The 24,049-nt window shown below is 64.2% G+C and carries 20 protein-coding genes and 1 pseudogene; 7 read left to right on the forward strand and 14 right to left on the reverse strand.

The features are described from left to right. Nucleotides 1–132 precede the first annotated feature (132 nt). The 6 genes from P9217_RS14185 (at nt 133) to P9217_RS14210 (ending at nt 6,442) form a co-directional block, all read left to right on the forward strand. On the forward strand, nt 133–978 hold the full coding sequence (locus P9217_RS14185) for an ABC transporter permease subunit (RefSeq protein WP_176477631.1): 846 nt from the start codon (nt 133–135) through the stop codon (nt 976–978). Continuing rightward, a complete protein-coding gene (locus P9217_RS14190) occupies nt 975–1,766 on the forward strand; it encodes an ABC transporter permease (RefSeq protein WP_067002564.1) in 792 nt (263 codons plus the stop codon). The genes P9217_RS14185 and P9217_RS14190 overlap by 4 nt, the downstream gene beginning before the upstream one ends. 27 nt (nt 1,767–1,793) lie before the next feature. Continuing rightward, a complete protein-coding gene (locus P9217_RS14195; protein WP_067325862.1) occupies nt 1,794–2,858 on the forward strand; it encodes an ABC transporter ATP-binding protein in 1,065 nt (354 codons plus the stop codon). 150 nt (nt 2,859–3,008) lie between these two features. Further along, entirely contained in the window at nt 3,009–4,559 is a 1,551-nt protein-coding gene (locus P9217_RS14200; protein ID WP_278087097.1) for a sodium:proton antiporter, read from the forward strand. A 112-nt stretch (nt 4,560–4,671) separates the two neighbouring features. Continuing rightward, nucleotides 4,672–5,589 carry an endonuclease/exonuclease/phosphatase family protein gene (locus P9217_RS14205; protein ID WP_067325867.1) on the forward strand — a complete coding sequence of 306 codons (918 nt, stop codon included), beginning with the start codon at nt 4,672–4,674 and terminating at the stop codon, nt 5,587–5,589. A gap of 7 nt (nt 5,590–5,596) precedes the next feature. Continuing rightward, nucleotides 5,597–6,442: an EamA family transporter gene (locus P9217_RS14210; RefSeq protein ID WP_067002559.1), complete on the forward strand. Its 846-nt coding sequence runs from the start codon at nt 5,597–5,599 to the stop codon at nt 6,440–6,442. On the opposite strand, the gene P9217_RS14215 is transcribed toward P9217_RS14210, so the two are convergent. The 14 genes and pseudogenes from P9217_RS14215 to P9217_RS14280 all read right to left on the reverse strand — a co-directional run bounded on the left by P9217_RS14215 (nt 6,429) and on the right by P9217_RS14280 (nt 22,585). Then, nucleotides 6,429–7,682, reverse strand: a complete 1,254-nt coding sequence (locus P9217_RS14215; protein WP_082953939.1) for an MFS transporter — start codon at nt 7,680–7,682, stop codon at nt 6,429–6,431. The genes P9217_RS14210 and P9217_RS14215 overlap by 14 nt on opposite strands. A gap of 74 nt (nt 7,683–7,756) precedes the next feature. Then, nucleotides 7,757–8,073 (reverse strand): annotated as a pseudogene (locus P9217_RS14220) (Dabb family protein). 10 nt (nt 8,074–8,083) lie between these two features. After that, on the reverse strand, nt 8,084–9,712 hold the full coding sequence (locus P9217_RS14225) for a GMC family oxidoreductase N-terminal domain-containing protein (protein ID WP_278087099.1): 1,629 nt from the start codon (nt 9,710–9,712) through the stop codon (nt 8,084–8,086). Nucleotides 9,713–9,724: 12 nt separating this feature from the next. Further along, nucleotides 9,725–10,486, reverse strand: a complete 762-nt coding sequence (locus P9217_RS14230) for a 3-ketoacyl-ACP reductase (protein WP_278087100.1) — start codon at nt 10,484–10,486, stop codon at nt 9,725–9,727. Beyond that, on the reverse strand, nt 10,483–11,985 hold the full coding sequence (locus P9217_RS14235; RefSeq protein ID WP_278087101.1) for a GMC family oxidoreductase: 1,503 nt from the start codon (nt 11,983–11,985) through the stop codon (nt 10,483–10,485). The genes P9217_RS14230 and P9217_RS14235 overlap by 4 nt, the downstream gene beginning before the upstream one ends. Before the next feature lie 106 nt (nt 11,986–12,091). Then, complete coding sequence (locus P9217_RS14240; RefSeq protein ID WP_278053879.1) at nt 12,092–13,207, reverse strand: ABC transporter ATP-binding protein; 1,116 nt, start codon at nt 13,205–13,207, stop codon at nt 12,092–12,094. A 23-nt stretch (nt 13,208–13,230) separates the two neighbouring features. After that, complete coding sequence (locus tag P9217_RS14245; RefSeq protein ID WP_095800490.1) at nt 13,231–14,175, reverse strand: carbohydrate ABC transporter permease; 945 nt, start codon at nt 14,173–14,175, stop codon at nt 13,231–13,233. Continuing rightward, nucleotides 14,172–15,131 (reverse strand): sugar ABC transporter permease, encoded by a 960-nt coding sequence (locus tag P9217_RS14250; RefSeq protein WP_067002547.1) that lies wholly within the window; start codon nt 15,129–15,131, stop codon nt 14,172–14,174. Before P9217_RS14250 ends, P9217_RS14245 begins: the two co-directional genes overlap by 4 nt. A gap of 186 nt (nt 15,132–15,317) precedes the next feature. Continuing rightward, on the reverse strand, nt 15,318–16,571 hold the full coding sequence (locus P9217_RS14255; RefSeq protein WP_067002546.1) for an ABC transporter substrate-binding protein: 1,254 nt from the start codon (nt 16,569–16,571) through the stop codon (nt 15,318–15,320). A 59-nt stretch (nt 16,572–16,630) separates the two neighbouring features. Beyond that, a complete protein-coding gene (locus P9217_RS14260) occupies nt 16,631–18,142 on the reverse strand; it encodes an aldehyde dehydrogenase family protein (RefSeq protein WP_127246093.1) in 1,512 nt (503 codons plus the stop codon). A gap of 10 nt (nt 18,143–18,152) precedes the next feature. Beyond that, nucleotides 18,153–18,929: an enoyl-CoA hydratase/isomerase family protein gene (locus P9217_RS14265; RefSeq protein WP_095823590.1), complete on the reverse strand. Its 777-nt coding sequence runs from the start codon at nt 18,927–18,929 to the stop codon at nt 18,153–18,155. Then, entirely contained in the window at nt 18,922–20,523 is a 1,602-nt protein-coding gene (locus P9217_RS14270) for an acyl CoA:acetate/3-ketoacid CoA transferase (RefSeq protein WP_095823429.1), read from the reverse strand. Before P9217_RS14270 ends, P9217_RS14265 begins: the two co-directional genes overlap by 8 nt. Continuing rightward, nucleotides 20,520–21,536 (reverse strand): Gfo/Idh/MocA family oxidoreductase, encoded by a 1,017-nt coding sequence (locus P9217_RS14275; protein ID WP_278087102.1) that lies wholly within the window; start codon nt 21,534–21,536, stop codon nt 20,520–20,522. Before P9217_RS14275 ends, P9217_RS14270 begins: the two co-directional genes overlap by 4 nt. Further along, a complete protein-coding gene (locus P9217_RS14280) occupies nt 21,533–22,585 on the reverse strand; it encodes a LacI family DNA-binding transcriptional regulator (RefSeq protein WP_095800485.1) in 1,053 nt (350 codons plus the stop codon). Before P9217_RS14280 ends, P9217_RS14275 begins: the two co-directional genes overlap by 4 nt. Nucleotides 22,586–22,815: 230 nt before the next feature. On the opposite strand from P9217_RS14280, the gene P9217_RS14285 reads away from it, so the two are divergent. Next, on the forward strand, nt 22,816–23,970 hold the full coding sequence (locus tag P9217_RS14285) for a dihydrodipicolinate synthase family protein (RefSeq protein ID WP_095823427.1): 1,155 nt from the start codon (nt 22,816–22,818) through the stop codon (nt 23,968–23,970). The last annotated feature ends 79 nt before the right edge of the window (nt 23,971–24,049 follow it).

Raw genomic sequence — 24,049 nt, forward strand, 5'->3', positions numbered from 1 at the left:
CCCCCCCCCCCCCCCCCCCCCCCCCCCCCCCCGGGACTCCTTCCCAAAAACGGTAGCCGGCGCATGACCGATCTCTCGGTTTCCAATCAGGCAATTGCGGGCAAGGCCGCGCCCCCCGGCGAAGCGCGCGCAATGCGGCTGCCGACGCAATGGCTTGGCGTAACGCCGTTCTTCGTCTTCGCCGTCATGTTCCTGATCCTGCCCACGCTCTACTTGATGCTGGGCGCCTTCCAGAACGAGGCGGGCGAGTTCACCTTCGCCAACATCGTCGCGCTTTTTTCGGCCAACATCGTTGCCGCCTACTGGATTTCGATAAAGGTCAGCCTGGCGTCATCGCTGATCGGCGCCTTCGCCGGTCTTGCCATCGCCATCGCCATCGTGCGCGGAGGCCTGCCCAACTGGATACGGTCGGGGACGCTGACGTTTTCCGGTGTCGCGTCCAATTTCGCCGGAGTGCCGCTGGCTTTCGCCTTCATCGCGACGCTAGGCCGGCTGGGCCTCGTCACCGTGCTGCTCAACACGCTGGTCGGGTTCAACATCTATGCGCATGGCTTCAACCTGCTGTCGTTCTGGGGTCTGACGATCACCTATGTCTATTTCCAGATCCCGCTGATGGTGGTCATCATCGTGCCGGCGATCGACGGACTAAAAAGGGAATGGGGCGAAGCCGCCGCCACGCTCGGCGCCACCCAGGCGCAATACTGGCGCTTGGTGGTAATCCCCGTGCTGTGGCCAAGCTTCCTCGGCACCGTGATCCTGCTCTTCGCCAATGCCTTCGGGGCGATCGCCACCGCCTATGCGCTGACCGGGTCCTCGCTCAACATCGTGCCGATCCTGCTCTACGCCCAGATCCGCGGCGACGTGCTGCACAATGCCCATCTCGGTTACGCGATCGCCTTCGGCATGATCGTCATCACCGGGCTTGCCAACATCTTCTACATCTGGTTCCGGACGCGCTCGGAGAGGTGGCTGAAATGAAATCCGGCAGGTTCTGGGCCTGGGTCGTCTTTGTCCTCGGCGCGGCGTATTTCTTCATCCCGCTGATCGCGACGATCGAGTTCTCGCTGCGCATGCGCCGCGGCGTCTATTCCCTGGACGCCTACAAGGTCGTGCTCGGCGACAGCCAGTTCCAGGCGACCTTCATGTTTTCGGTGGTCGTCGCCATCTTCACCATTCTCCTCGGCGTGCTGATCGTCGTGCCTACGGCCTACTGGATCCGCCTTCGCATGCCGCAGATCAGGCCGATCGTCGAGTTCATCACGCTGCTGCCGCTGGTGATCCCGGCCATCGTCATCGTCTTCGGCTATATCAGGATGTATGGGTCGAATTCGCCGCTGCCGTTCCTGGCAACCAATCCAGGCGCGAATGCTCTGCTGGTCATCGGCTATGCAACGCTTGCACTGCCATACATGTACCGCGCCGTCGACACCGGGCTTCGCACCATCGACGTGCGCACGTTGACGGAAGCGGCGCAGATCCTGGGTGCCGGCTGGGGCACGATTATCAGCCGCGTGATCCTGCCCAATGTGCTGATCGCGGTGCTTTCGGGCGCATTCCTGACCTTCGCCATCGTGATCGGCGAATTCACCATGGCCAGCCTGCTCAACCGGCCGGCATTCGGCCCGTATTTGCAGAATCTTGTGGCCAACCGCGCCTATGAGCCGGCGGCGCTGTCGATCATCGCGTTCGTCATAACCTGGGGCTGCATGTCGCTGATCCAGATCTTGTCCCGTTTCGCGCCGAAATCGGCGAACCGCCCCAATTGAGCGAAGTACCGACCGAAAGAAAAAGCCATGGCCGAGCCGTTCCTCTCCATCCAGCATGTGCGAAAGTCCTTCGGCGCCACAACCGTGGTCGAGGATTTCAACCTCGATGTCGCGCCGGGCGAATTCGTCTCCTTCCTCGGTCCGTCCGGCTGCGGCAAGACGACGGTGTTGCGCATGGTGGCCGGCTTCGAGGAGCCCTCGGCCGGCAAGATCGTGGTTAGCGGCAAGGACATCACCAGGCTGAAGCCCAACCAGCGCAATATCGGCATGGTGTTCCAGGCCTATGCGCTGTTTCCCAACCTCACTGTGGCGCAGAATATCGGGTTCGGACTGAAGGTGGCGGGCATGCCCAGGGCGGCCATCGATTCCCGTGTCGCGGAGATGCTCGACATCATCAGGCTGCCGCAGATGGCCGACCGCTATCCCTACCAGCTCTCCGGCGGCCAGCAGCAGCGCATCGCGCTGGCGCGCGCCATTGCGCCGAAGCCGAAGCTTTTGCTGCTCGACGAGCCGCTGTCGGCGCTGGACGCCAAAGTGCGCATTTCGCTGCGCGAGGAAATCCGCTCGATCCAGAAGAAGCTCGGCATAACCACCATCTTCGTGACGCATGACCAGGAAGAGGCGCTGTCGATCTCCGACCGCATCGCGGTCATGTATGGCGGCAAGGCCGAACAGGTCGGCACGCCGTTCGAGATCTACAACCGGCCGGCGACCAAGTTCGTTGCCAATTTCGTCGGCACGCTCAACGTGCTGGAAGGCAAGGTCACCGATGCCGCGTCCGGCAAGGTGCGGGTCAACACGCAGGAAGTCTCGCTGAAGGGAAAGCTCAACGGGTCGAAGTCCGGCGACACGCTGTCGCTGGCGCTGCGGCCCGAAGCGATTTCGCTCGGACGCCAGCCCGGCCACGACACCAGCCTTTCGGGCGAGATCGCCGAGGTGCATTTCCTCGGCTCGGTCATCCGGGTGCGCGTCGGCATCGGCGGCAACACGGTATCGCTCGACACCTTCAACAACTCGGCGACGCCGCCGCCTGTCGTCGGCGAGAAGGCGGACATCTCGTTCTCGTCGGGCGACATGCTGGTGCTGCACTAGGGTGAATGGTGAATAGTGAATAGTGAATGGTAGTCAGCGAAGAGAGCACTTTACGTGCTCGAATTATCTCTGATGATGCCCATTCACCATTCACCATTCACCATCGCTTTTTGCAGTGCCAAAGGCCTGGTTCCATCGCTACGATGAGTCATGGCGCTTTTCGAGCTCACCCTCATCCTGCTTCTGATCGCCGTCGGGCTGACGGCGTTGTCGCGATGGCTGGGGATACCTTATCCCTCCCTGCTGGCCTTGGCCGGAGTGGGGATCGCCTTTCTGCCAGGTGCGCCGACCATCGAGATCGACCCGGAACTGGCGCTTGCCCTGTTCATCGCGCCGGTGCTTCTCGATGCCGCCTATGATACGTCGCTGCGCGACCTGAAGCGCTACCGGCTGTCGCTGGTGCTGCTGGCGTTGGGCGCGGTCGTCTTCACCACCGTGGTCGTCGCCTTCGTCGGCTGGAAGATGGCCGGTCTGCCGATCGCGGCGGCGATCGCGCTCGGCGCCATCGTCGCGCCGCCGGACGCCGTGGCGGCGAGCGCCGTGCTCGGCCAGTTCAAGGTGCCGCACCGCCTCAACGTCATCCTGCAAGGGGAGAGCCTGCTCAACGACGCCACGGCGCTTCTGATCTACCGCATCGCCGTTTCGGCCGCGGTCGGCTCGGTCATGCTGAGCGATGCGGTGCCGGTGATCCTTCTGTCGACGGTCGGCAGCGTCGCCGCCGGCTATCTGTTCGGCCGCCTCTCGCTGCTGACGCTGACGCGCATCGAGGATGCGGCAAGCAGCACCGTGGTGCAGTTTGCCGGAACCTTTGCCGTCTGGATCATCGCCGACAGGATCGGCCTTTCCGCCATCATCACCATCGTCGTCTATGCCATCACCATCGCGCGCATCGCGCCGCGCCAGATGTCGGCCAGACGCCGCGTCAGCACCTACTCGGTCTGGGAGTCGGCAGTGTTCGTGCTCAATGTGCTGGCTTTCGTGCTGATGGGCCTGCAGGCCCGGTCGATCGTCGGCAGGCTCTCCGGCGATGGGCAGGGCGATGAATTTGTCTTCGCCGCAACGGTGCTGGCCGTTGTCATCGTGGCACGCCTCGTCTGGGTGTTTGGCTACGTCGCGATCATACGGCGGTTCGCCCGCTTCGACAGCAAAGAGCAAAGGCGGGATGCGCCGACATTCGGGGGCGCCTTGCTTGTCGGCTGGTGCGGCATGCGTGGGCTGGTGAGCCTGGTGGTGGCCATTGCACTGCCGGCCAATTTCCCTGGCCGGGACCCGATCGTGCTTGCCGCCTTCGCGGTCGTGCTCGGCACGCTGGTGCTGCAAGGCATGAGCTTGAAGCCGCTGCTGCGCTGGCTCAACTTCGAAGAGGATACGACGATAGATCGCGAAGTGGCGCAGGCACGCGTTGCCATCATGGAAGCCGCGCTCGACGTCCTGAGCCGCAAGACGTCTGCCGCTGCCGACGTCGTGCGCGAGCAGTACGAGGCCCAACGCAAGATCGCCGAGAATCCTGAGGATGCGCAGGCGGCCACCGAATACGACCGGCTGCGCCTCTATGCCATCAAGCGGCAGCGCGATAGGCTCGAAGAATTGCGCCGCGACGGTACGATCGGCGACGAAGCCTATCACCGTCTGGAAGAAGAAATCGACTGGTCCGAGCTGGCAGCATCGCCGGCGGGGCGGTTCCAGTCGCTCACGACCTAGACGATGCCAGGGTCGGCGGTCATGACTGGACCATTCCGCACGTCGATGGCGTCCATTGCAACGCGATGGCCGAGGCGCTAGTGCCGTGGCCGGATATTCAGCCGGTTAATCGATGAAGCTGGTCAGCTACAACATCCAGTACGGCTACGGCAGCGACGGCCGCTACGATCTGGTGCGCGCCGCGCGCCTCGTCGACGGCGCCGACATCATCGCCCTGCAGGAAGTGGAGCGGCACTGGCAGCGCAGCAACGGCGACGACCAGCCGGAAATCCTGTCCAGGCTGCTGCCCGACTATCACTGGGTCTACGGTCCGGCCTTCGACATGGACGCCAGCGAAAAGCGTGATGGGCGCATCGTCAACCGCCGCAGGCAGTTCGGCACGATGCTTCTGTCCAAGCTGCCGATCGTCTGGTCGCGGCTGCATGCGCTGCCGCTGCGCCGCACGCTCAAGCCCCTCAACACGCGCAACGCCGCGCTGGAGTGCATGATCCGGACGCCGGCGGGATCGGTGCGGGTTTTCTCGCTGCATCTTGCCCATATCGCGGCCGAAGAGCGGCTGGAGCAAATCGACTATCTGCTCGCCGAACAGCGCCGCGCGCCGTCCGATGGCGGTCCCTGGAGCGGCGCCGATGACGAGCCGCAGCGCAACTGGGCGAATGGCGAGCCGGAGCCGGAAAACCCGCTGGCGGCGATCTGGCTCGGCGATTTCAACATGGAGCCGGGAAGTGCGGAATACCGGCGCATCGTCGGCAGCACGCCCTATCATCGCGGCGCCGTCTATATCGACGGGTTCGTCGATGCCGCAGCCGTCGCCGCCAAGCCGGTGGCGGACTTCCACACGCATGAAAAGATCATCGAGGGCAAGCTGGCGAAACGCCGGCTCGATCATTGCTTCGTTGGCGGCGTGCTGGCCGGGCGGGTGCGTTCCGTGAGCGCCGATATCGGCGAAGTGGCCTCCGACCATTTCCCGCTCAGGGTCGATATCGATCTGGAAACGCCAGGCATCGCCGCTAGGCTTGCAGGCGGGTGAGGCGGGCATGACGCTTTTCGTCTTCCTCGCGGTACTGTCGGCGGCCGCCATGCACGCGATCTGGAACGCGCTGGTCAAGGTGCACCTCGACCGCTTCCTGTCGATCACCTTGATGACGCTCGGCATGGGGGCTGCGGCGCTGCTGGCGCTGCCTTTCGTTGAAGTGCCGAAAGCCGAGGTCTGGCCATTCATCCTCGCCTCGGTCTTCTTCCATATGGGCTACCGGACGTTTCTGATCGGCGCTTACAAGGCCGGCGATTTCGCTCAGACCTATCCGCTGGCGCGCGGTACCGCGCCGCTGCTCTCCGCGCTCGGCGGCATCGTTCTGCTCGGAGAGATACCGGCGCCACTCTCCATCTTCGGCATCGTGCTTCTGTCGGCAGGCACGCTGGTCATGTCGTTTCGCGGCGGTGTGCATCTTGAACGGTTCAATCTGCGCGCCGTCAGCTTCGCGCTCGGCACATCGATCTTCATTGCCAGCTACACGCTGTCGGACGGCAGCGGCGCGCGGCTGGCGGCAACCGCGCAAAGCTATGCGGCCTGGCTGTTCGTCTGCGATGCGCTCTGGGCGCTGGTGCTGTGCATCGCCTTTCGCGGGCCACAGTCGCTGCCCCTGCTGGCGCGGGACTGGAAGGCAGGCCTCTTCACCGGCGTGCTCAGCGGCGCCGCCTACTGGATCGTGATGTGGGCGATGACCAAGGCGCCGATCGCCTCGGTGGCGTCGCTGCGCGAGACCTCGATCCTGTTCGCCATGCTGATCTCGGTGCTTGCGCTGGGCGAGAAGATGACGGCATGGCGCGCCGCCGCGGCGCTGGGCATCGTCGCGGGCGTGGTCGCGCTCAGACTGGGCTGACTTCCCGGTCGATCACGGTCATGACCTCGCCACGCTTCTCGGGGCTGAAGCGGATCACGACGATGATGCAGACGGCGACCACGCCGGCAAACAATGCCAGCGCATAGCCATAGCTGCCTCCCCGCGCTTCGGCGATGCCGGCCTGATACGGGCCGCCATAGGAGGCCGCCAGATTGCCGGCCTGGTAGATGAAGCCAGGCAAGGTCGCCCGCACGGAGCCCGGCGATAGCTCGTTGAGATGCACCGGAATGACGCCCCAGGCGCCTTGCACCGCCACCTGCATGATGAAGGCGCCGAGCGCCAGCATGAAGGGCGTCGTCGTATAGGCCCAGAGCGGAATAGCCGGCAGGGCAATGACGCAGGCGAGCGTGATGGCGTTTATGCGCCCGATCTTCTCCGACAGCGCGCCGAACGCCAGACCGCCGACAATGGCGCCGATATTGGCGACGATGGTGATCCAGCTCACCGTGTGCGGATCGAAGCCGTGCTGCTTCTTCAGGAAGGTCGGGTAGAGGTCCTGCGTGCCATGGCTGAAGAAGTTGAAGAACATCATCAGCACCACGGCATAGAGCGCGATGCCCCAGTGCTTCTGCAGCGTTACGAGAAGACCCGGCCGCGCCTGCGCCCGGCCTGAGACGAAGGCGGGCGATTCAGGCACGTGCGAGCGGATGAAGAGCACGATCAGCGCCGGCACGAAGCTCAGCAGGAACATGGCGCGCCAGCCGAAGGTGAAATCGCCGATCTTCTGGCCGTAGAGCAGCCCATAGACAACTGCCGCCAGCAGATATCCCGCCGGATAGCCGCATTGCAGTATGCCCGAAACCATGCCGCGGGCGCTGGGCGGAATGGATTCCATGGCGAGCGAGCTGCCAAGGCCCCACTCGCCGCCCATCGCGATGCCGAACAGCGCCCGAAGCGCCAGGAAGATGCCGAGATTGGGCGAGAAGGCCGCCAGCGCCCCGATCACCGAGTAGCTGACGATGTTGAGCATCAGCAGCGGTTTGCGCCCATATCTGTCGGCCAGCATGCCGAACAGGAACGCGCCGATGAATCGCGTGGCCAAGGTCAGGAACAGCGCCTTGGAGACCGCCGGGACATCGGTATGGAATTCAGCGGCGATATCGGTGAGCAGGAATGTCAGAAGGAAGAAATCAAAAGCGTCGAGCGTCCAGCCCAGGAAAGATGCGAGTACGGTTTTCTTCTGCTCCGAGGTGAGACTCAAATCGCTGCTCCTTTGCATCCGCGAAAGGAACGATATGTTCCATGCAGTGCAAAAAAGAACGGGTTATTTGCCGGTTTCCGATCAACCGGCGGTCACATTTCCGTAAACTCCAAGTCGAGGACCATCAGCCCGTCGGTGCCCCCTTCGAGCGCCGCTACCAGGCGAGCGCCGGCGCGCTGATGCGCCTCGTGCGCCAGTAGGCGTCGCGGGCGGCAGCATCGCGGAAATCGATGGTAAAGCCATGGCCGAAACCGCGCGCGATCGGCTCCGGGCTGACCTTGGCGCTGAAATGAACCTTGCCCATGCCGTCGATGGCCGGGCGCAGCGCTTCGAGATCGGCGTGAATCGCGGCGCGCTCGGCGGCGGAGGTGCCGTCGCCGAAGCGGACAAAGACGCAGTGGCGGATCATTGTTCTCCCCTCAAGCCGCCTTATTGCCCTTGAACACGGCCGGCGGCAGCGGCTCGCGTCCGAGGATCAGATCGGCGCCCTTCTCGCCGACCATGATGGTCGGCGCATTGGTGTTGGAGGAGGGGACACGCGGCATCACCGACGCGTCGCAGACCCGCAGGCCGTCGATGCCGCGCAGCCTGAGATCGGGCGTCACCACAGCCAACGCATCATGTCCCATGCGGCAGGTGCCGACGGGATGGTGATCGGTCTTCGACGCGCGGCAGGCATAGTCGAAGAGGTCGGCGTCGCTTTGCAGGGCAGGGCCGGGCAGCACCTCGCGCAGCACAAAAGGCTGCAGCGCCTTCTGCCGCATGATCTCGCGCGCCAGCCGCAGGCCCTTGATCGACATGTCGCGATCGTAGGAATCGGACCAGTAGTTCGGGTCGATCAGCGGATGATCGGCGGGATCGGCGCTCTTCAATCGCACGGTGCCACGCGAGCGCGGGCGCAGGAAGGCGGAGTTCAGCGTCACGCCGGGATTGTTCAGTTTTTCGACCCCGGCCTCAATGCCGGAGCCGAGACCGAGATGGAACTGGATGTCGGGCGAGGCGGCGGTCGGATCGGCGTACCAGAAGCCGCCGGTCTCGAACAGGCTGGAGGCGACGGGGCCCTTCTTCAAAAGCACGTATAGCAGGCCGGCCCACATCGTGCGGTGCAGCTTGGCATAGTTGTCATAGGTGTGGTCGCCGGTGCATTCGGCGATCACGAACAGGTCGAGATGGTCCTGCATGTTGGAGCCGACGCCGGGCAGGTCATGGACCGGCGTGACGCCGACCGACTTCAGATGATCGGCCGGGCCAATGCCGGATTGCATCAAGAGCTTTGGCGAGCCGATGGCGCCGGAGGAGACGATCACCTCGCGTTCGGCGCGCAGGATCGTCTTCTCTCCGCCCGGCCTGTCGACGATCTCGACGCCGATGGCGCGGCCTTTCTCGACGACGACGCGGGTGACGAGCACACCGGTCCTGACCGTCAGGTTCTTGCGGGCTCGGATAGGCTTCAGATAGGCGACCGAGGCGGAGGAGCGCCGCGCGTCCTTCTGGGTGAGCTGGTAATAGCCGACGCCTTCCTGGCTGGCGCCGTTGAAATCCGGATTGAAGGGGATTCCCATCTCCTGGCCGGCGCGGAAATAGGCCTCGCAGATCGGCAGCGGCGAGATCGGGTTGGAAACGCCGAGCGGCCCTTGGTCGCCGTGATAATCGTTGGCGAAGCGCTGGTTGTTCTCGGCGCGCTTGAAATAGGGCAGCACATCGCGATAGCCCCAGCCGGCCAAGCCCTCTTCCTTCTCCCAGGCGTCATAGTCGCGGGCGTTGCCGCGCGTGTAGATCTGGGCGTTGATCGACGAGCCGCCGCCGACAACCTTGGCTTGGGTGTACCAGAAGACGCGGTCCTTCATGTGCTTCTGCGGCACCGTCGACCAGCCCCAGGAAGCGATGCCCTTGGTCATCTTGGCGAAGCCTGCCGGCATGTGGATCAGCGGGTGCCAATCCTTGCCGCCGGCTTCGAGCAGCAGCACCGAATTGGTCGGCTCCTCGCTCAGCCGGTTGGCCAGCACGCAACCGGCCGGTCCGGCGCCAACGATGATGTAGTCAGCCATGGTTCCACTCACTCACAGACGAGGCACGGAGAGCGCGCCGTCGACATCGATGACCGATCCGGTTGCAAAGCCGAATTTTCCGCTGGCAAGTGCGGCCACCACAGCGCCGATATCGGCGCCCTCGCCCCAGCGTTTGGCCGGCACCAACCCGCCGTCTATCAACGCGTCATATTTGGCGGATACGCCTGCCGTCATGTCGGTGCGAATGATGCCCGGCCGCACCTCGAACACGCCGATGTTTTCCGCGGCGAGCCGCAGCGCCAGGTTCTTCACCCACATCGAAAGCCCTGCCTTTGAGATGCAGTAGTCGGCGCGCTCCGGCGAGGCCATTGTCGCGCTGACCGAGGTGATGGTGACGATCGACCTCGCAAAGCTGGCGGGTGTCGCCAGCATCGCCCTGGCGACGGCCTGGCTGAGGAACACCGTGCCGCGCAGATTGATATTTAGCGCGTGGTCGAAATTATCAGGCTTCAATTCCAGAAGGTCGCCGCGCACGACGGCGCCTATGCCGGCGTTGTTGACGAGGCACTCGATGCTGCCGAAGGCGTCCACCGCCGCCGCGACCAGTTTTGGATGGCCAGCGAGATCAGCGATGTCACAGCTGGCATAGGCAAATTTCGCGCCGCGCGCGGCGATGCTTTCGGCAAGTCCATCGGCCGGCTTGTCCGCAAGGTCGGCAACAAGAATATCGAAGCCGGCATCGGCCAGCGCCTCGGCGCAGGCAAGGCCGATGCCGCGCGCGCCGCCGGTGACGATGGCTGCCGGGCGGGTCATGCCGCGAGCTCCGTCTTGCGGATATGGTCTGCCACGCGCAGCGCCTGGGCTGCGATCGACAGCGCCGGATTGACCGCCGCCGAGGTCGGCAGGAAGCCGGCGTCCACGACGAACAGGTTCTTATGGTCGTAAGCACGACAGAACGTATCGAGTGGCGCCGTCGCGGGGTCGTTGCCCATCCGCACGGTGCCGCACTGGTGCGAGGGCGTGCGCTTGTCGAACGGGCGCGACAGCACGATCGGGTAACCGCAGGCGCGGAAGTTTTCGCGCATCACCGTGGTCAGGCCTTCCAGCGACTGCATGTTGGAGCGCCGCCACTGCATGACGATCTCCTTGCCGTCGACCAGGATGCGGCTTTCAGGATCGGGCAGGTCCTCGCACATCAGGTACCAGTCGACGGCGTGGCCGGCCATGAAATCGAGCGCGAATCTTGGCGCCAGCTTCACATTGGCCCGCAGCATGTTGCCGTCGATCTTGCCGAGCAGTTGCACGTTGCCGAGTGGTTTACCGCCCATGCCGTCCGACAGGTAATAGTCGTTGATCATCAGCGTCTTCTGGTAGACGGCGTCGTTGCGGCGGCGCGGGTCGATCGCCAGCATCGCGCTCGAATTGTGGTTCATGAAATTGCGGCCGACCTGGTCGGAACTGTTGGCGAGGCCTTTGCCGTTTGTCGAGGGCGAGCGCAGCAGGATGACGGCGGAGTTGATCGCGCCGGCCGATAGGATGACCAGCTTCGGCGAGAGCGTCCTTTGCGCGCCGTTCTGCGTGTAATGAATGGCGGCAATCGATTTGCCGTCCGGCGAGGCCTCGAGCCAGTCGACATGGGCGCCGGTTTCGAGCTTGATGTTCTTGTCATTGAGCGCCGCCGCCAGAGGCCCGGTCTGGGCGTCGACCTTGCCTTGCCCGGTGTTCGGAAAAGCATCCCAGCCGGTCTTGCCCTCCTTCAGCCAGGCTTCGATGTCGACGCCGAGCGGCAGCGAGGCAGGATGCAGGCCGAGGCCTTTGAGCTCGGCGCGAGCACGCGCGATCGAAGGTTCGTCGGGCACCGGCTTGAAGGCATAAGGAATCGAATGGAACGGCTCGGTCGGATCCTCGCCGAGCGCGCCGCGCACGCGGAAAAGCTGCTCGGCCTTCGAATACCAGGGTTCGAACTCGTCATAGGAAAACGGCCAGGCCGGCGAGACACCGCCGAAATGCTCCAGCTCGGAGAAATCCTCCTTGCGGTAGCGGATCAGCACCGCGCCGAAAAATTTCGAGTTGCCGCCGACATAATAGTAATTGCCGGGGTTGAACGCGGCGCCGCCGGCCTCGCGCCACATCTCCTTCGGCCGGTAATGCCCGTCGACGAAGATCGAGCGCGTCGAGCGCGCATGCGGCGTCGCGGGCAGCGGTTCACCGCGTTCCAGGATCAGGATCGAGGCGCCGCTGCCGGCCAAGCCGGAGGCGATCGTGGCGCCGCCGATGCCGGAGCCGATGATGACGATATCCGGATTTGTCATGGTCTAAAGCGCGTCGTGTCTGAACTGACCGGGACCACGCGCTTTAGATCTTTGTCTTGACGCATGTCGCTGCCCCAAAACCGGATCCACTTTTGGGCGACATGCATCAGAGAATGCGCTTCTCGGTCGCCGGATCGAAGAACACCGCCTTGCTGAGATTGAAGGCCAGCGGCGTGCTGGTGCCGGGCTGGATCCTGGCGTCGGCGCGCAGCCGCGCCACCACGCCCTTGCCGCCGAGATTGGTGACGGCGAACGTGTCCGATCCCGCCGGCTCGACCACTTCGATGTGGCAGTCGGCGGTGGCGATTTCGGATCCGTTGCGCTCGGCGCCTTCTGGATCGGTCAGCGCTTCCGGGCGCACGCCGAAGATGACCGGCTTGTCCTTGAAGGCCGCAAGGCCGGTCGGCGCGCCGGGCAGTGACAGCGTGATCGGCTGGCGCGCCTCACGATCGAGAACGACCGAGAGCCCGCTGCCATTGGCGCCAATCCTGGCCGGGATCAGGTTCATCGCGGGCGAGCCCATGAAGTCGGCGACGAAGATATTGGTGGGGTTGTTGTAGACTTCGGCCGGCGTGCCGAACTGCTGTACCTCGCCGTCGCGCATCACGGCGATCTTGGTCGCCAGCGTCATCGCCTCGATCTGGTCGTGGGTGACATAGACGATCGTGGTGCCGGTCGTGGCGTGCAGGCGCTTGATCTCGATGCGCATGTCGACGCGCAGCTTGGCGTCGAGGTTGGAAAGCGGCTCGTCAAACAGGAAGAGTTTCGGGTCGCGCACCAGCGCCCGGCCCATGGCAACGCGCTGGCGCTGGCCGCCGGAAAGCTGGCTGGGCTTGCGGTTGAGCAGGTGACCGATCTGCAGGATCTTTGCCACCTTGTCGATCGCCGCCTGGCGCTCCGCCGCCGGCACGCCGCGCATCTCCATGCCGAAGGCGATGTTTCCGGCAACCGTCATGTTCGGATAGAGCGCGTAGCTCTGGAAGACCATGGCGATGTCGCGCTTCGAGGGATGCAGATCGTTGATCGCGCGGCCGTCGACGCGGATCTGGCCCTCGGTGATGGTTTCCAGCCCGGCGATGGTGTTGAGCAGCGTGGACTTGCCGCAGCCGGACGGGCCGACCAGCACCAGGAAGCCGCCCTTTTCGAGCTCGACATCGATGCCTTTCAGGATCTCGACATTCCCGAAGCGCTTCTTCAGCCCATCAATTTCCAGAAAAGCCATGGTCGTTCCTTCAGAAAATAGGGTCAGCCCTTGACCGCGCCGGCCATCAGCCCGCGCACGAAATAGCGGCCGGCGACGACATAGACGATAAGGGTGGGGAGCGCGGCAATCATCGCCGCGGCCATGTTGACATTGTATTCGACGACGCCGGTCGAGGTGTTGACGACATTGTTGAGCGCCACCGTCATCGGCATCACGTCGCCGGTGCCGGCGTAAGCGGAAGCGAACAGGAAGTCGTTCCAGATGTTGGTGAACTGGTAGATGACGGTGACGACAAAGATCGGCATCGAGTTCGGCAGCATGATGCGACGGAAGATCTGGAAGAAGGAGGCGCCGTCGACCTGCGCCGCCTTCACCAGTTCGGTCGGGAAGGCCTCGTAATAGTTGCGGAAGAACAGGGTGGTGAAGCCGAGGCCGTAGACCACATGGACGAAGACCAGGTTGACCGTCGAGTTACCGAGGCCGAAGTTGAACCCCGTCGCGTTCTGCAGGCTGGCGCCGAAGCGGCCGATGCTGCCGAGGATGGTCGCCATCGGCAAGAGCACCGACTGGAACGGAATGAAACAGGCGAACAGCATCATCGCGAAGACCAGCGTATGGCCGCGGAAGCGCCATTTGGTCAGCACATAGCCGTTGAGCGCGCCGAGCAGCGTCGAGATCAGCACCGCCGGCACCACCATCTTGATGGAGTTCCAGAAGTAGCCCTTGATGCCGGCACAAGTCAGGCCGACGCAGGTTTCGCCCCAGGCCTTGAACCATGGCGCGATGGTCGGCGACTGCGGCAGCGCCAGCATGTTGCCGTTCTGGATCTCGTCCATGGTCTTGAACGAGGTGACCAGCATCACGAAGAGCGGCATCAGGTAGAACAGCGCGAACAGCGCGAGCAGCCCGTAGATTACGATGCGGTTGATCGTCCTGGCGCTGACGCCGCTCGATGCCTGGCTGGCCGGTGAGGTGACGGCGCTCATCGCGGCTTCTCCCTGAGCTCGGAATAGAGATAAGGCACGATGATCGCGGTCAAAGTCATCAGCATGATCACCGCGCTCGCCGAGCCCACCGCCATCTCGTTGCGCTTGAAGGTGAACTCATACATGAAGTTGGAGGGCAGCCAGGCCGAACCGCCCGGTCCGCCGCTGGTCAGCGCCACGACAAGGTCATAGGACTTGATGGCCAGATGCGCGAGCACGATGAAGGCCGACAGGAACACCGGCCTGAGCAGCGGAATAACGATGCGGCGGTAGAGCTGGAAGGTGGTGGCGCCATCGATCTGCGCGGCCTTCATGATCTCACCGTCGATGCCGCGAAGCCCGGCCAGAAACATCGCCATGATGAAGCCGGAAGCCTGCCAGACGCCGGCGATCACCACCGTGTAGATGACGAAATCCTTGTTCTTGATCCAGTCGAAATGGAAGCTCGTCCAGCCCCATTGGTGTAGGGTCTGCTCGAGACCGAGGCCGGGGTCGAGGAACCACTTCCAGGCGACGCCAGTGACGATGAAGGAGAGCGCCATCGGATAGAGATAGATCGGCCGCAGCATGCCTTCGCCGCGGATCTTCTGGTCGAGCAGGATGGCCAGGAAGAGGCCGAGCGCCAGGCAGATCAGGATGTAGAGGAAGCCGAAAATCCCCATGTTGGTGATCGAGGTGTACCAGCTCGACGGCGGGTCGCTCTCGAAGGTCCAGCGCCACAGCCGCTGATAGGCGCGGGCGCCGGTGATGTCGTAGGATGGGAAGGTCTTGGAATTGGTGAACGACAGATAGATCGTCCACAGGATGAAGCCATAGACGAAGACGATCGTCGCCGCGAAGCTCGGCGCCAGGACGATCTTCGGCAACAGGTCCTGCAATCGCGAGCGGACGGAGGCGCCAGGACGGGCGTCATGTTCCGGCGTCAGCTTGATTTGGGTTTCGGCGACTGTGCTCATCGGCTCATCCAGTACCGGTTATTGGGGACCAGCCAGCGTGCGGCGCACACCAGGCAGCAATCCCGTATATCGTCTCGACAGGAGACCTCCCCCGCCGGAGCGGGGGAGACTCGAGTGGTTTTGTTTATGCAATTCCGAACGGAAAACCGCTATGCACTTTTCCTGGAATTGCTCCAGCAAAACGCCTTACTTGGCGTCGTCGATTGCCTTGACCAATTCGGTCACGGCTTCGTCCGAGGTCTTGATCTGGCCATGGACGAACTTCGAGATGACGTCCTTGTAGGCGTTGGCGACAGCCGGGGGCGCGCCGTAGCCCTGGGCCAACGAGCCGAACAGCTTGCCGCCTTCGTTAGCCGCCTTAAGGTCGGCGATGCCCTTCTTGCCGCAAGCATCGAAGTCGGTGTCCGGCACGTCGGTGCGGGCGGGGACCGAGCCCTTCACGACGTTGAAAGCCGACTGGAAGCTCTTCGACAGGGTGGCGGTGGCCAGAGCGACCTGGGCGGCCTTGCGGTCGTCCGGAACGTTGAACATGCCGAACATGTCGGAGTTGTAGATCACCGAGCCGTCGGTGCCCGGGAAGCGGTAGCAGAGGAAGTCCGTGCCCGGCGTCTTGTTGGCGGCGTGGAATTCGCCCTTGGCCCAGTCGCCCATGACCTGAACCAGCGCATCGCCCTTGATGACCATGGCGGTGGCGAGGTTCCAGTCGCGGCCCGAGAAGTTCGGGTCGACATAGGTGACGAGCTTGGCGAGGTTGTCGAACGACTTCTTCATCGTGTCGGACTTGAGCGACTCCTCATCGAGGTCGTTCATCGCCTTCTTGTAGAATTCCGGTCCGCCGGTCGACAGCACGACGGAGTCGAACATGGTCGCTTCCTGCCAGTTCTGGCCGCCGAGCGCCAGCGGGATGACGCCAGCGGCCTTGGCCTTGTCGAGCAGGGCGATGAAGTCGTCGAAGGTCTTCGGCTCGGTGCCGCCGATCTTGTCCATCACGGCCTTGTTGATCCACAGCCAGTTGACCGAGTGGACGTTGACCGGAGCCGCGACCCACTTGCCGTCATAGACGGAGAACTTCTGCAGGGCGGCCGGAACGCTCTTGTCCCAGCCTTCCTTCTTGGCGGTCTCGGTGAGGTCGCCCATGACGCCAGCAGCGGCATAGTCGAGCACGGTGTAGCCCAGCATCTGCGAGGCAGTCGGATAGTTGCCGGCCGCGACCATCGCCTTCAGAGCGGTCATGGCGGCGTCGCCGCCGCCGCCGGCCACCGGCACGTCCTTCCAGGCATAGCCTTCCTTGGCCAGATCCTGCTTCAGCACGTTCAGAGCAGCCGCTTCGCCGCCCGACGTCCACCAATGCAGCATCTGCACTTCCTTGACGTCCGCGGCATGCGCCGAGAACGCAAAGCTCGTCGCAAGAGCCGTTCCGATAAGCAGTTTGCGCAACATGTACTACCTCCCTTGTTGCATTCACATAACCGGCGGGGTGACCGCCGGGGTCTCCCAACTCAGCCGAGCCACCATCCGGTGCGCTGGCCGCGATGAAACTGGATTGTCTTTTCCTCGGTATAGTCCTCGACGGCGCGTTTGCCGAGTTCGCGTCCGAGACCGGATTGCTTGTAGCCGCCGAAGGGCAGTTCGGGATAACCCTCCATGAACGTATTCACCCAAACCGTCCCCGAACGCACACCGCGCGCCACCGACATGCATGTGTCGATGCTGGCGCTCCACACTCCCGCAGACAGACCATAGGGCGTGTTGTTGGCGATGTGCAATGCCCTTTCAATCGTTTCAAAAGTGAGCACGGACAGCACCGGCCCGAAGACTTCCTCGCGCGCGATTTCCATGTCCTCGGTAACGTTGCGGACAATGGTCGGATCGAGATACTGGCCGGCGTTGGAGGCGAGCTGTTCGCCGCCGCTGAAGACGCTGCCGCCGCCGGTTTTGGCCGCCGTCACATAGCCGGCTACCTTTGCCATGTGGTCGGCCGAGATCATCGCGCCGACCTTGGTGCGGTCGTCAAGCGGATCGCCGACTTTCACCCTCTCGGCCAGCGCCTTGACTGCGCCGAGAAAGTCGTCCGCGATCGCCTCATGCACGATCAGCCGACTGCCGGCATTGCAGCATTCGCCGGCGTTGAAGAAGCCGCCGAAGACTGCGGCATCCGCCGCTGCTTCGAGATCGGCGTCGGGAAAGACGATCTGGCCGTTCTTGCCGCCGAGCTCCATCGACACCTTCTTCAGCGAACTGGACGCCGCCGCCATGGTCATCTTGCCGACGCGGGTCGAGCCGGTGAAGGACACCATCTCAACCAGCGGATGGCTGACCATTGGCGCGCCGACATCGCTACCCAGGCCAGCGAGGATGTTGACGACACCCGTCGGCAGGCCGGCCTGCAGCAGGATATCGCCGAGCACGAAGGTCGACGCCGAGGTCATCTCGCTCGGCTTGACCACGGCAGTGCAGCCGGCGGCGAGCGCGAAGGGCAGTTTCTGGCTCACGATCAGGAAGGGAAAATTCCACGGCGTGATGATCGAGACGACGCCGATCGGCTCGCGCAGCACCACGCCCAGCATGTCATCGCCGAGATTGGCGTAGCTCTCGCCATGGAGCGTGCGAGCAAGCGAAGCGGCATAGCGCCAGATGTCGACGGCGCCGCCGATCTCGCCGCGCGCCTGCGCGATCGGCTTGCCGGATTCCAACGCGTCGAGCCTGGCAATCTCTTCCAGTCGGCCCTCGATCAGATCGGCCGCTTTGAGCAGCACCGCGGCGCGTTCCGACGCCTTCATGCGCGGCCATGCGCCGGCCTCGAAGGCCTTGTGAGCTGCCTGCACCGCAGCGTCGACTTCCGCAGCACCCGCCTGCGCATAGCGTGAAACCGCAAAACCGTGGCCGGGGCTGTTGCGTTCGATCGTGCGGCCGTCCCGGGCACCGACATGTTTGCCGTCGATCAGAAGCTTGTAGCTCTTCGGCGCCTGAGACGCTTCGACCGGCATGGAAATGTTAAGCGGTGCGTTCATCGTATCTTCTCTAGGATCTCGAAAAGTCCGGCTTGTGCCTGGCCTTGAAGGCGCCGACACCGGCCTTGAGATCGCCGGTGAGCGCAATGAAGCCGCTGGCCAGCGCTTCCGTCGCGGCGGCGTCTTCCTCGCCTTCGGCAATGCCGATCATCAGCTTGGCGGCCTCGGTTGCGAGCGGACCACGCTCGGCGATCTTTTCTCCCCAGGCTTTTGCTTCATCCAAGGCCTTGCCGGTTTCGACGACGCGGTCGACGACGCCGAGGGCGAGCGCCTCGTTCGCCAGAAAAATCTCGCCGCCAAGCGCCATGCGCCGCACGATCTGTGCACCGAAGCGGCGCACAGCGCGCTGCGTACCAGACCAGCCGGGCACGACGCCGATCGAGGTCTCGGGAAAGCCGAGCTTGATCTGGGTTTCGGCGACGCGAAAATCGCAGGCGGCGGCCAATTCCAAGCCGCCGCCCAGCGCATGGCCGGACAGCACGGCGATTGTCGGTTGCCGAAGCCGCGCCAGCCGGTCGAAGACACGATGGCCGTAGCGCACCCATTGAACCTGGAAATCGGCGGCGCTTAATTGTGCCCAGGCCTCGACGTCGCCGCCGGCGCAGAAACCCTTGCCTTCGCCGCTGATGAGCACGACACGGACACCCTCGGCCAGCTCGGCCTTGTCGAGCGCGGCTTCGAGCGCGCGCAGCATCGGAATGTCGAGCGCGTTGAACTTTTCCGGCCGCCTGAGCGTCACGGTACCGATCGCGCCATCCTGCTCGAAGGTGACGAGGCGCTCAGCCATGCGCGCCTCCAAGTGAAGCGCCGCCGTTGAGCGACAGGCCGATCGGCCGATCCTGATAGAGCGACGCCGGCGTGATCTTGAGGTCGTTTGCGACGGCGAGCGGAGTGTCGGCCTGCGCCAGCACATCGCGTTCGAGATCGATGCCGGGCGCCAGCTCGGTCACCATCAGCCCGGCCTGGGTCAGCTTCATCACACAGCGTTCGGTGACATAGGTGATGTCCTGGCCTTGCGCGACCGCGCGCTTGCCGGAGAAGGAGATGTGCTCGACCTCCTCGACGATCTTTTTCACCTTGCCTTCCTGGTCGATGCGGAGGGCGCCGTTCGCCAGCGAAAGCTTGGCGCCAGCATTGAAGAAGCCGGAGAAGACGATCTTCTTCGCCCGCGCGGTGATATCGACGAAGCCGCCGGCGCCGGCCGTCACATGCGGTCTCGCCGAAAGCTTCGACACGTTGACCGAGCCGTGGCGGTCGATCTGCAGGAAGGACAGGAGCGAGGCGTCAAAGCCGCCGGCCTGGAAATAGATGAACTGGTGCGGCGAGGGCATGATCGCCTCGGCATTCGAGGCGCAGCCGAACTTGAAGTCGAGCAGCGGCACGCCGCCGACCGCGCCCTGCTCGATCACCCAGGTGACCTTGCCGTGCTGGCCTTCCTCGAGAAGAATGCGCGGCACGTTGGCGGAGATGCCGAAGCCGATATTGACGGCCATGCCGTCGCGCAACTCCATGGCGACGCGGCGCGCGATCACCTTCTGGATGTTCATCTCCGGGGTGCGGAAGGTGGAGAGCGGCCGGAAGATCTCGCCCGAGATCGCCGGGTCGTAAGCCGTCTGCGTCGTCTGCAGCTGATCGGGCGCGACCACGATATGGTCGACCAAGACGCCGGGCACGCGCACATCGTGCGGCTTGAGGGTGCCGTTCTCGACGATGCGCTTAACCTGCGCAATGACGATGCCGCCATTGTTGCGGGCAGCCAATGCCTGTTCGAGACCGCCGAGATAGGCGCCCTCATGCTCGTAGGTGAGGTTGCCGCGCTCGTCGGCGGAGGTGGCGCGGATGATCGAGACGTTGGGGACGATGGCGCGGAAATAGAGCCACTCCTCGCCGTCGAACTGCTGCACCGAGACGATCGGCTCGCTGGCGGCGGCGTTCATGGCGCAGCCCTGGTGGCGAGGGTCGGCGAAAGTGTCGAGGCCGACCTTGGTCAGCACGCCGGGACGCTTGGCGGCCGCCTCGCGATGCATGTCGAAGAGGATGCCGGAGGGCACGTTGTAAGCCGCGACCGAGTCGTCGCCGATCATCTGCCAGATCCGCGGCGGCTCGGCGGAGGAGGGGCCTGACGGATACGAGCCGCAGAGCGTGCGTTTGAGCAGGCCAGGCTTGGCGAGATGGTCGATGCCCTTGATGCCGTACATGTCGCCGGCGGCGATCGGGTGCAGCGTGGTGATCGCTCTCGGATGCCCTTCCGCATCGAAGCGCTCGCCGATCGCGGCGAGCACGGCGTCGGGGCAGCCGAGGCCGCTCGAGGACGACACCGAGACAACCATGCCGTCCTTGATCAGGCTGGCGGCATGCGCTGCCGTGACGAGCTTGCTCACGCGAGGCTCCCGAGTTGCGGATCGATGATCACGGCCTTGCCGGTCTTCGATGATTGCAGTGCTGCTTCGGCGGATGCCAGCGACCAAATGCCGTCCTCGCCGGTGGCCGAAGGCTGGCCTTCGCCGCGGATCGCGGCATGGAACTGGCGCAGCGAGCGGGTGTAGAGGTCCTCGCGATCGAAGCTCAGCTCTTCCTCGCCATTTGCAGTGCGCAGCAGCACCGAGCCGACCGGCTTCTGCGTCATCACATCGGTGGCGATCAGCGAGCCCTCCGACCCATGCGCTTCGAAACCGATGCCGGCGAACTTGGTCGTGAAGCCTTCATGCGATTGCGCAATGACGCCGGACTTGAAGCGCCAGATGCACATCGCGCCGTCCTCCAGCCCGCCGCCGGCCATGCCGGCCGACTGTGTGAAGGCCGAGATCTCGACCGGATCGTCGCCGAGCACGAAGCGCAGCGTGTCGGCATCATGCACCGTGATGTCGAGCACCACGCCGCCCCCGGCTTCAGGCCTGGTGATGCGCCAGCCCTGCAGGCTTTCAGGCAGATAGACGGAATGGAAGACACGCGCGGCGATCGGTTTGCCGATACGGCCGGTTGCGATTGCCTCGCGCATCGCGCGGTGCGCGCCGGCATTGCGCAGATGATGGTTGGTGCCGAACACGATGCCGGCTTTCCTGGCCACCGCCACCATCTTGCGCGCATCGGCGCTGGTCAGCGCCAGCGGCTTTTCGCAGAGCACATGCTTGCCGGCCTTGATGGCGGCCAGCCCCTGTTCGAGATGCAGCTCATTGGTGGTCGAGATGTAGACGGCATCAATGTCCGAGCCAAGCAGCGCATCGAGCGTCGAGACGGCTTTAGGAATGCCGTTTTCCTTGGCGTAGCCTTGAGCCCGCTCTGCGCTGGAGCTCATCACGGCGGCAACCTCGCCGTCGGCCTGCGCGCGAATGGCGTTGATCATGAACTGCCTGGCGATTGTGCTCGCGCCGATCAGGCCCCATCTCACGCTCATGCCGCGTCTCCCATTCCAGTGCCGTGCGCGCTGCGGCTCGGGCCGCAGCTTTCCCTGACGACGAGGCTGACCGCGCCGATATGGTCCTCGGCGCGCGTCGTGCGCGACTGGATCATCTTCAGCATGACGTGCGCGGCGCGCTCGCCGAGGCCTGGGGTGTCGACGGCGACGCTGGTCAGCGCCGGCATGTAGTGCTCGGCTTCGGCCACGTCGTCGAAACCGACCACGGCGAAGTCGGCCCCGGCCTCCAGGCCGCGCTTGCGCAGCGCGAGCATGACGCCGAAAGCGACGGCGTCGTTGAAGCAAAGCGCGGCTGTCGGCGGCTCGGCTGCCGCAAGCGCGGTCTCCAGGCAGGCCATGCCGCCTCTGCGGCTGGTCTCGCCTTCGACGATCGTCCGGTTGGCGGCCGGGATGCCAAGCGCCTCGCAAGCCTCGATGAAGCCGCCGAGCCTGTCGTGATAGACAACGAGGTCGGACGAACCGCCGAAGAAAGCCAGCCGGCGGTGGCCTTTGCCGATCAGATGCTGGGTGGCGAGATAGGCGCCGCGATGGTTGTCGGGCGCGATTGCCGGGATGCGGCTCTCGGGCAGGCGGCGCATGGCGAAGACGACCGGCACGCCGGCAGCCTCGATGCGGCGGAAGGCGCCGGGCGTGGTGCCGCGCGCCGGCGAGACGATCAGACCGGCGACGCCCTGTTCCAGCAGCGACTTCAGCACTTCTTCCTGGCGGACCGGATTTTCCGCGGTGTTGGCGATGAAGGGCACGATGCCTGCGGCCTGAAAGACGCGCTCCATGCCAACCGCCAGCTCGGCGAAGAAGGGGTTGGTGAGATCGTTGATCACCATGCCGATGACGTTGGAATGCGCCTTGCGCAGGTTGGCGGCGCCGCGGTTGTAGACATAGCCGACATCCTCGATGGCCTTGCGGACCTTGACCGCGGTCTCAGGCCGGATCAGTCCGCTGCCTTGCAGCACGAGCGATACCGTCGATTTGGACACGCCGGCCTCGCGGGCGATGTCCAGGATCGTCGCCTTGGCCCGGCTGGCCATATCCGTGCTTCCTCCGCGTCCGGCGCTAAAATTTATTGGAACGTTCTAAACATTGCGTCAAACCGGAGTCAACTGGGAATCATGTCGATTTCGAAAAATTGATCGATGACCAGAAAATGGATGGGTTTAGGGCCGCAGCGCTGCGTTGGATCGCGTCAGTCGCAGGGATCATAAAGGTTCTTGATTTATTGGAACGTTCCATCTATAGGCTGCCACAAAGGGAGATTTCGATGGACATCATCCTGCCTGCGAAGAATGGCGATCGTGTCGGCTACCGGCTGGTCGGCCAACCGGCGCAGCCCAACATCGGCGCGGATTTCCCGCGCCTCGCCTATGCCGCCGCCCATGTCGTCGCCAACCCCTTCGCCATGACCGATCCCTGGTCGCGGCCGGCGGTCGACTGGGACAAGACCATGGCATTCCGTCATCATCTGTGGCGGCTCGGCTTCCGCATCGCCGAGGCGATGGACACCTCGCAGCGCGGCATGGGGTTCGACTGGGCGAGCGCGAAAGAACTGATCCGGCGCTCGATCGCCGAGGCGCGCACGGTGAAAGGCGCCGATCTCGCCTCCGGCGCCGGCACCGACCACCTGACGCCGGCCGCGGCAAGGACGCTCGACGATGTGATCCGAGCCTATGAGGAGCAGTTCGCCTTCATCGAAGGCGAGGGCGGCAAGGCGATCATGATGGCAAGCCGCGCGCTGGCGGCCGCGGCCAAAGGCCCGGACGACTATGCCCGCGTCTACGACCGGATCCTCAGCCAAGCCTCCGGCAAGGTGATCCTGCACTGGCTGGGCGACATGTTCGATCCGGCGCTCAAGGGCTATTGGGGCAGCAACGATTTCGATACCGCCTTGGACACCGTGGTCGCCATCATCGAGCGGCACGCCGACAAGGTCGAAGGCATAAAGATATCACTGCTCGACGCCGGCAAGGAGGTGCTGCTGCGAGACCGCCTGCCTGAAGGCGTGGTGATGTTCACGGGTGACGACTTCAACTATCCGGAGTTGATCGCGGGCGACGGCAAGAGGCACTCGCATGCGCTGCTCGGCATCTTCGATGCCATCGCCCCGGTGGCCAACCCCGCGTTGGCCAGGCTCGCCGAGGGCGACCGGGCCGGCTATGACGCGCTGATGGCGCCGACCGTGCCGCTGTCGCGCAAGATCTTCGAAGCCCCGACGGAATATTACAAGGCAGGCATCGTTTTCATGGCCTGGCTGAATGGCCACCAGGATCACTTCACCATGGTCGGCGGCATGCAGTCGGCACGCGGCATCTGCCACTATGCCGATGTCTTCCGCCTCGCCGATCAGGCGGGGTTGCTGGCCGATCCTCACCTCGCCGTCGCCAGGATGAAAGCACTTTGCGCCGTCTCGGGCGTCTGAGGATATGCCTCTCGCTTCCCCTGCCGCTGGCGAAAAGCGTAACCTGGATATCGGGCTTGGACCGGCAGCAGCCGAAATT

The sequence above is a fragment of the Mesorhizobium sp. WSM4989 genome (assembly GCF_029625795.1).
In the GTDB taxonomy this organism is placed as follows: Bacteria; Pseudomonadota; Alphaproteobacteria; order Rhizobiales; family Rhizobiaceae; genus Mesorhizobium.

Excerpts from the sequence above, each read along its gene's own strand:
- P9217_RS14195 (WP_067325862.1), top strand. The coding sequence starts at position 1,794 with ATGGCCGAGCCGTTCCTCTCCATCCAGCATGTGCGAAAGTCCTTCGGC.
- P9217_RS14230 (WP_278087100.1), bottom strand. The coding sequence starts at position 10,486 with ATGACCCGCCCGGCAGCCATCGTCACCGGCGGCGCGCGCGGCATCGGC.
- P9217_RS14250 (WP_067002547.1), bottom strand. The coding sequence starts at position 15,131 with ATGAGCACAGTCGCCGAAACCCAAATCAAGCTGACGCCGGAACATGAC.
- P9217_RS14255 (WP_067002546.1), bottom strand. The coding sequence starts at position 16,571 with ATGTTGCGCAAACTGCTTATCGGAACGGCTCTTGCGACGAGCTTTGCG.
- P9217_RS14245 (WP_095800490.1), bottom strand. The coding sequence starts at position 14,175 with ATGAGCGCCGTCACCTCACCGGCCAGCCAGGCATCGAGCGGCGTCAGC.
- P9217_RS14280 (WP_095800485.1), bottom strand. The coding sequence starts at position 22,585 with ATGGCCAGCCGGGCCAAGGCGACGATCCTGGACATCGCCCGCGAGGCC.
- P9217_RS14240 (WP_278053879.1), bottom strand. The coding sequence starts at position 13,207 with ATGGCTTTTCTGGAAATTGATGGGCTGAAGAAGCGCTTCGGGAATGTC.
- P9217_RS14200 (WP_278087097.1), top strand. The coding sequence starts at position 3,009 with ATGGCGCTTTTCGAGCTCACCCTCATCCTGCTTCTGATCGCCGTCGGG.
- P9217_RS14265 (WP_095823590.1), bottom strand. The coding sequence starts at position 18,929 with ATGGCTGAGCGCCTCGTCACCTTCGAGCAGGATGGCGCGATCGGTACC.
- P9217_RS14190 (WP_067002564.1), top strand. The coding sequence starts at position 975 with ATGAAATCCGGCAGGTTCTGGGCCTGGGTCGTCTTTGTCCTCGGCGCG.
- P9217_RS14215 (WP_082953939.1), bottom strand. The coding sequence starts at position 7,682 with ATGCAAAGGAGCAGCGATTTGAGTCTCACCTCGGAGCAGAAGAAAACC.
- P9217_RS14260 (WP_127246093.1), bottom strand. The coding sequence starts at position 18,142 with ATGAACGCACCGCTTAACATTTCCATGCCGGTCGAAGCGTCTCAGGCG.
- P9217_RS14225 (WP_278087099.1), bottom strand. The coding sequence starts at position 9,712 with ATGGCTGACTACATCATCGTTGGCGCCGGACCGGCCGGTTGCGTGCTG.
- P9217_RS14275 (WP_278087102.1), bottom strand. The coding sequence starts at position 21,536 with ATGAGCGTGAGATGGGGCCTGATCGGCGCGAGCACAATCGCCAGGCAG.
- P9217_RS14285 (WP_095823427.1), top strand. The coding sequence starts at position 22,816 with ATGGACATCATCCTGCCTGCGAAGAATGGCGATCGTGTCGGCTACCGG.
- P9217_RS14235 (WP_278087101.1), bottom strand. The coding sequence starts at position 11,985 with ATGACAAATCCGGATATCGTCATCATCGGCTCCGGCATCGGCGGCGCC.
- P9217_RS14185 (WP_176477631.1), top strand. The coding sequence starts at position 133 with ATGCGGCTGCCGACGCAATGGCTTGGCGTAACGCCGTTCTTCGTCTTC.
- P9217_RS14205 (WP_067325867.1), top strand. The coding sequence starts at position 4,672 with ATGAAGCTGGTCAGCTACAACATCCAGTACGGCTACGGCAGCGACGGC.
- P9217_RS14210 (WP_067002559.1), top strand. The coding sequence starts at position 5,597 with ATGACGCTTTTCGTCTTCCTCGCGGTACTGTCGGCGGCCGCCATGCAC.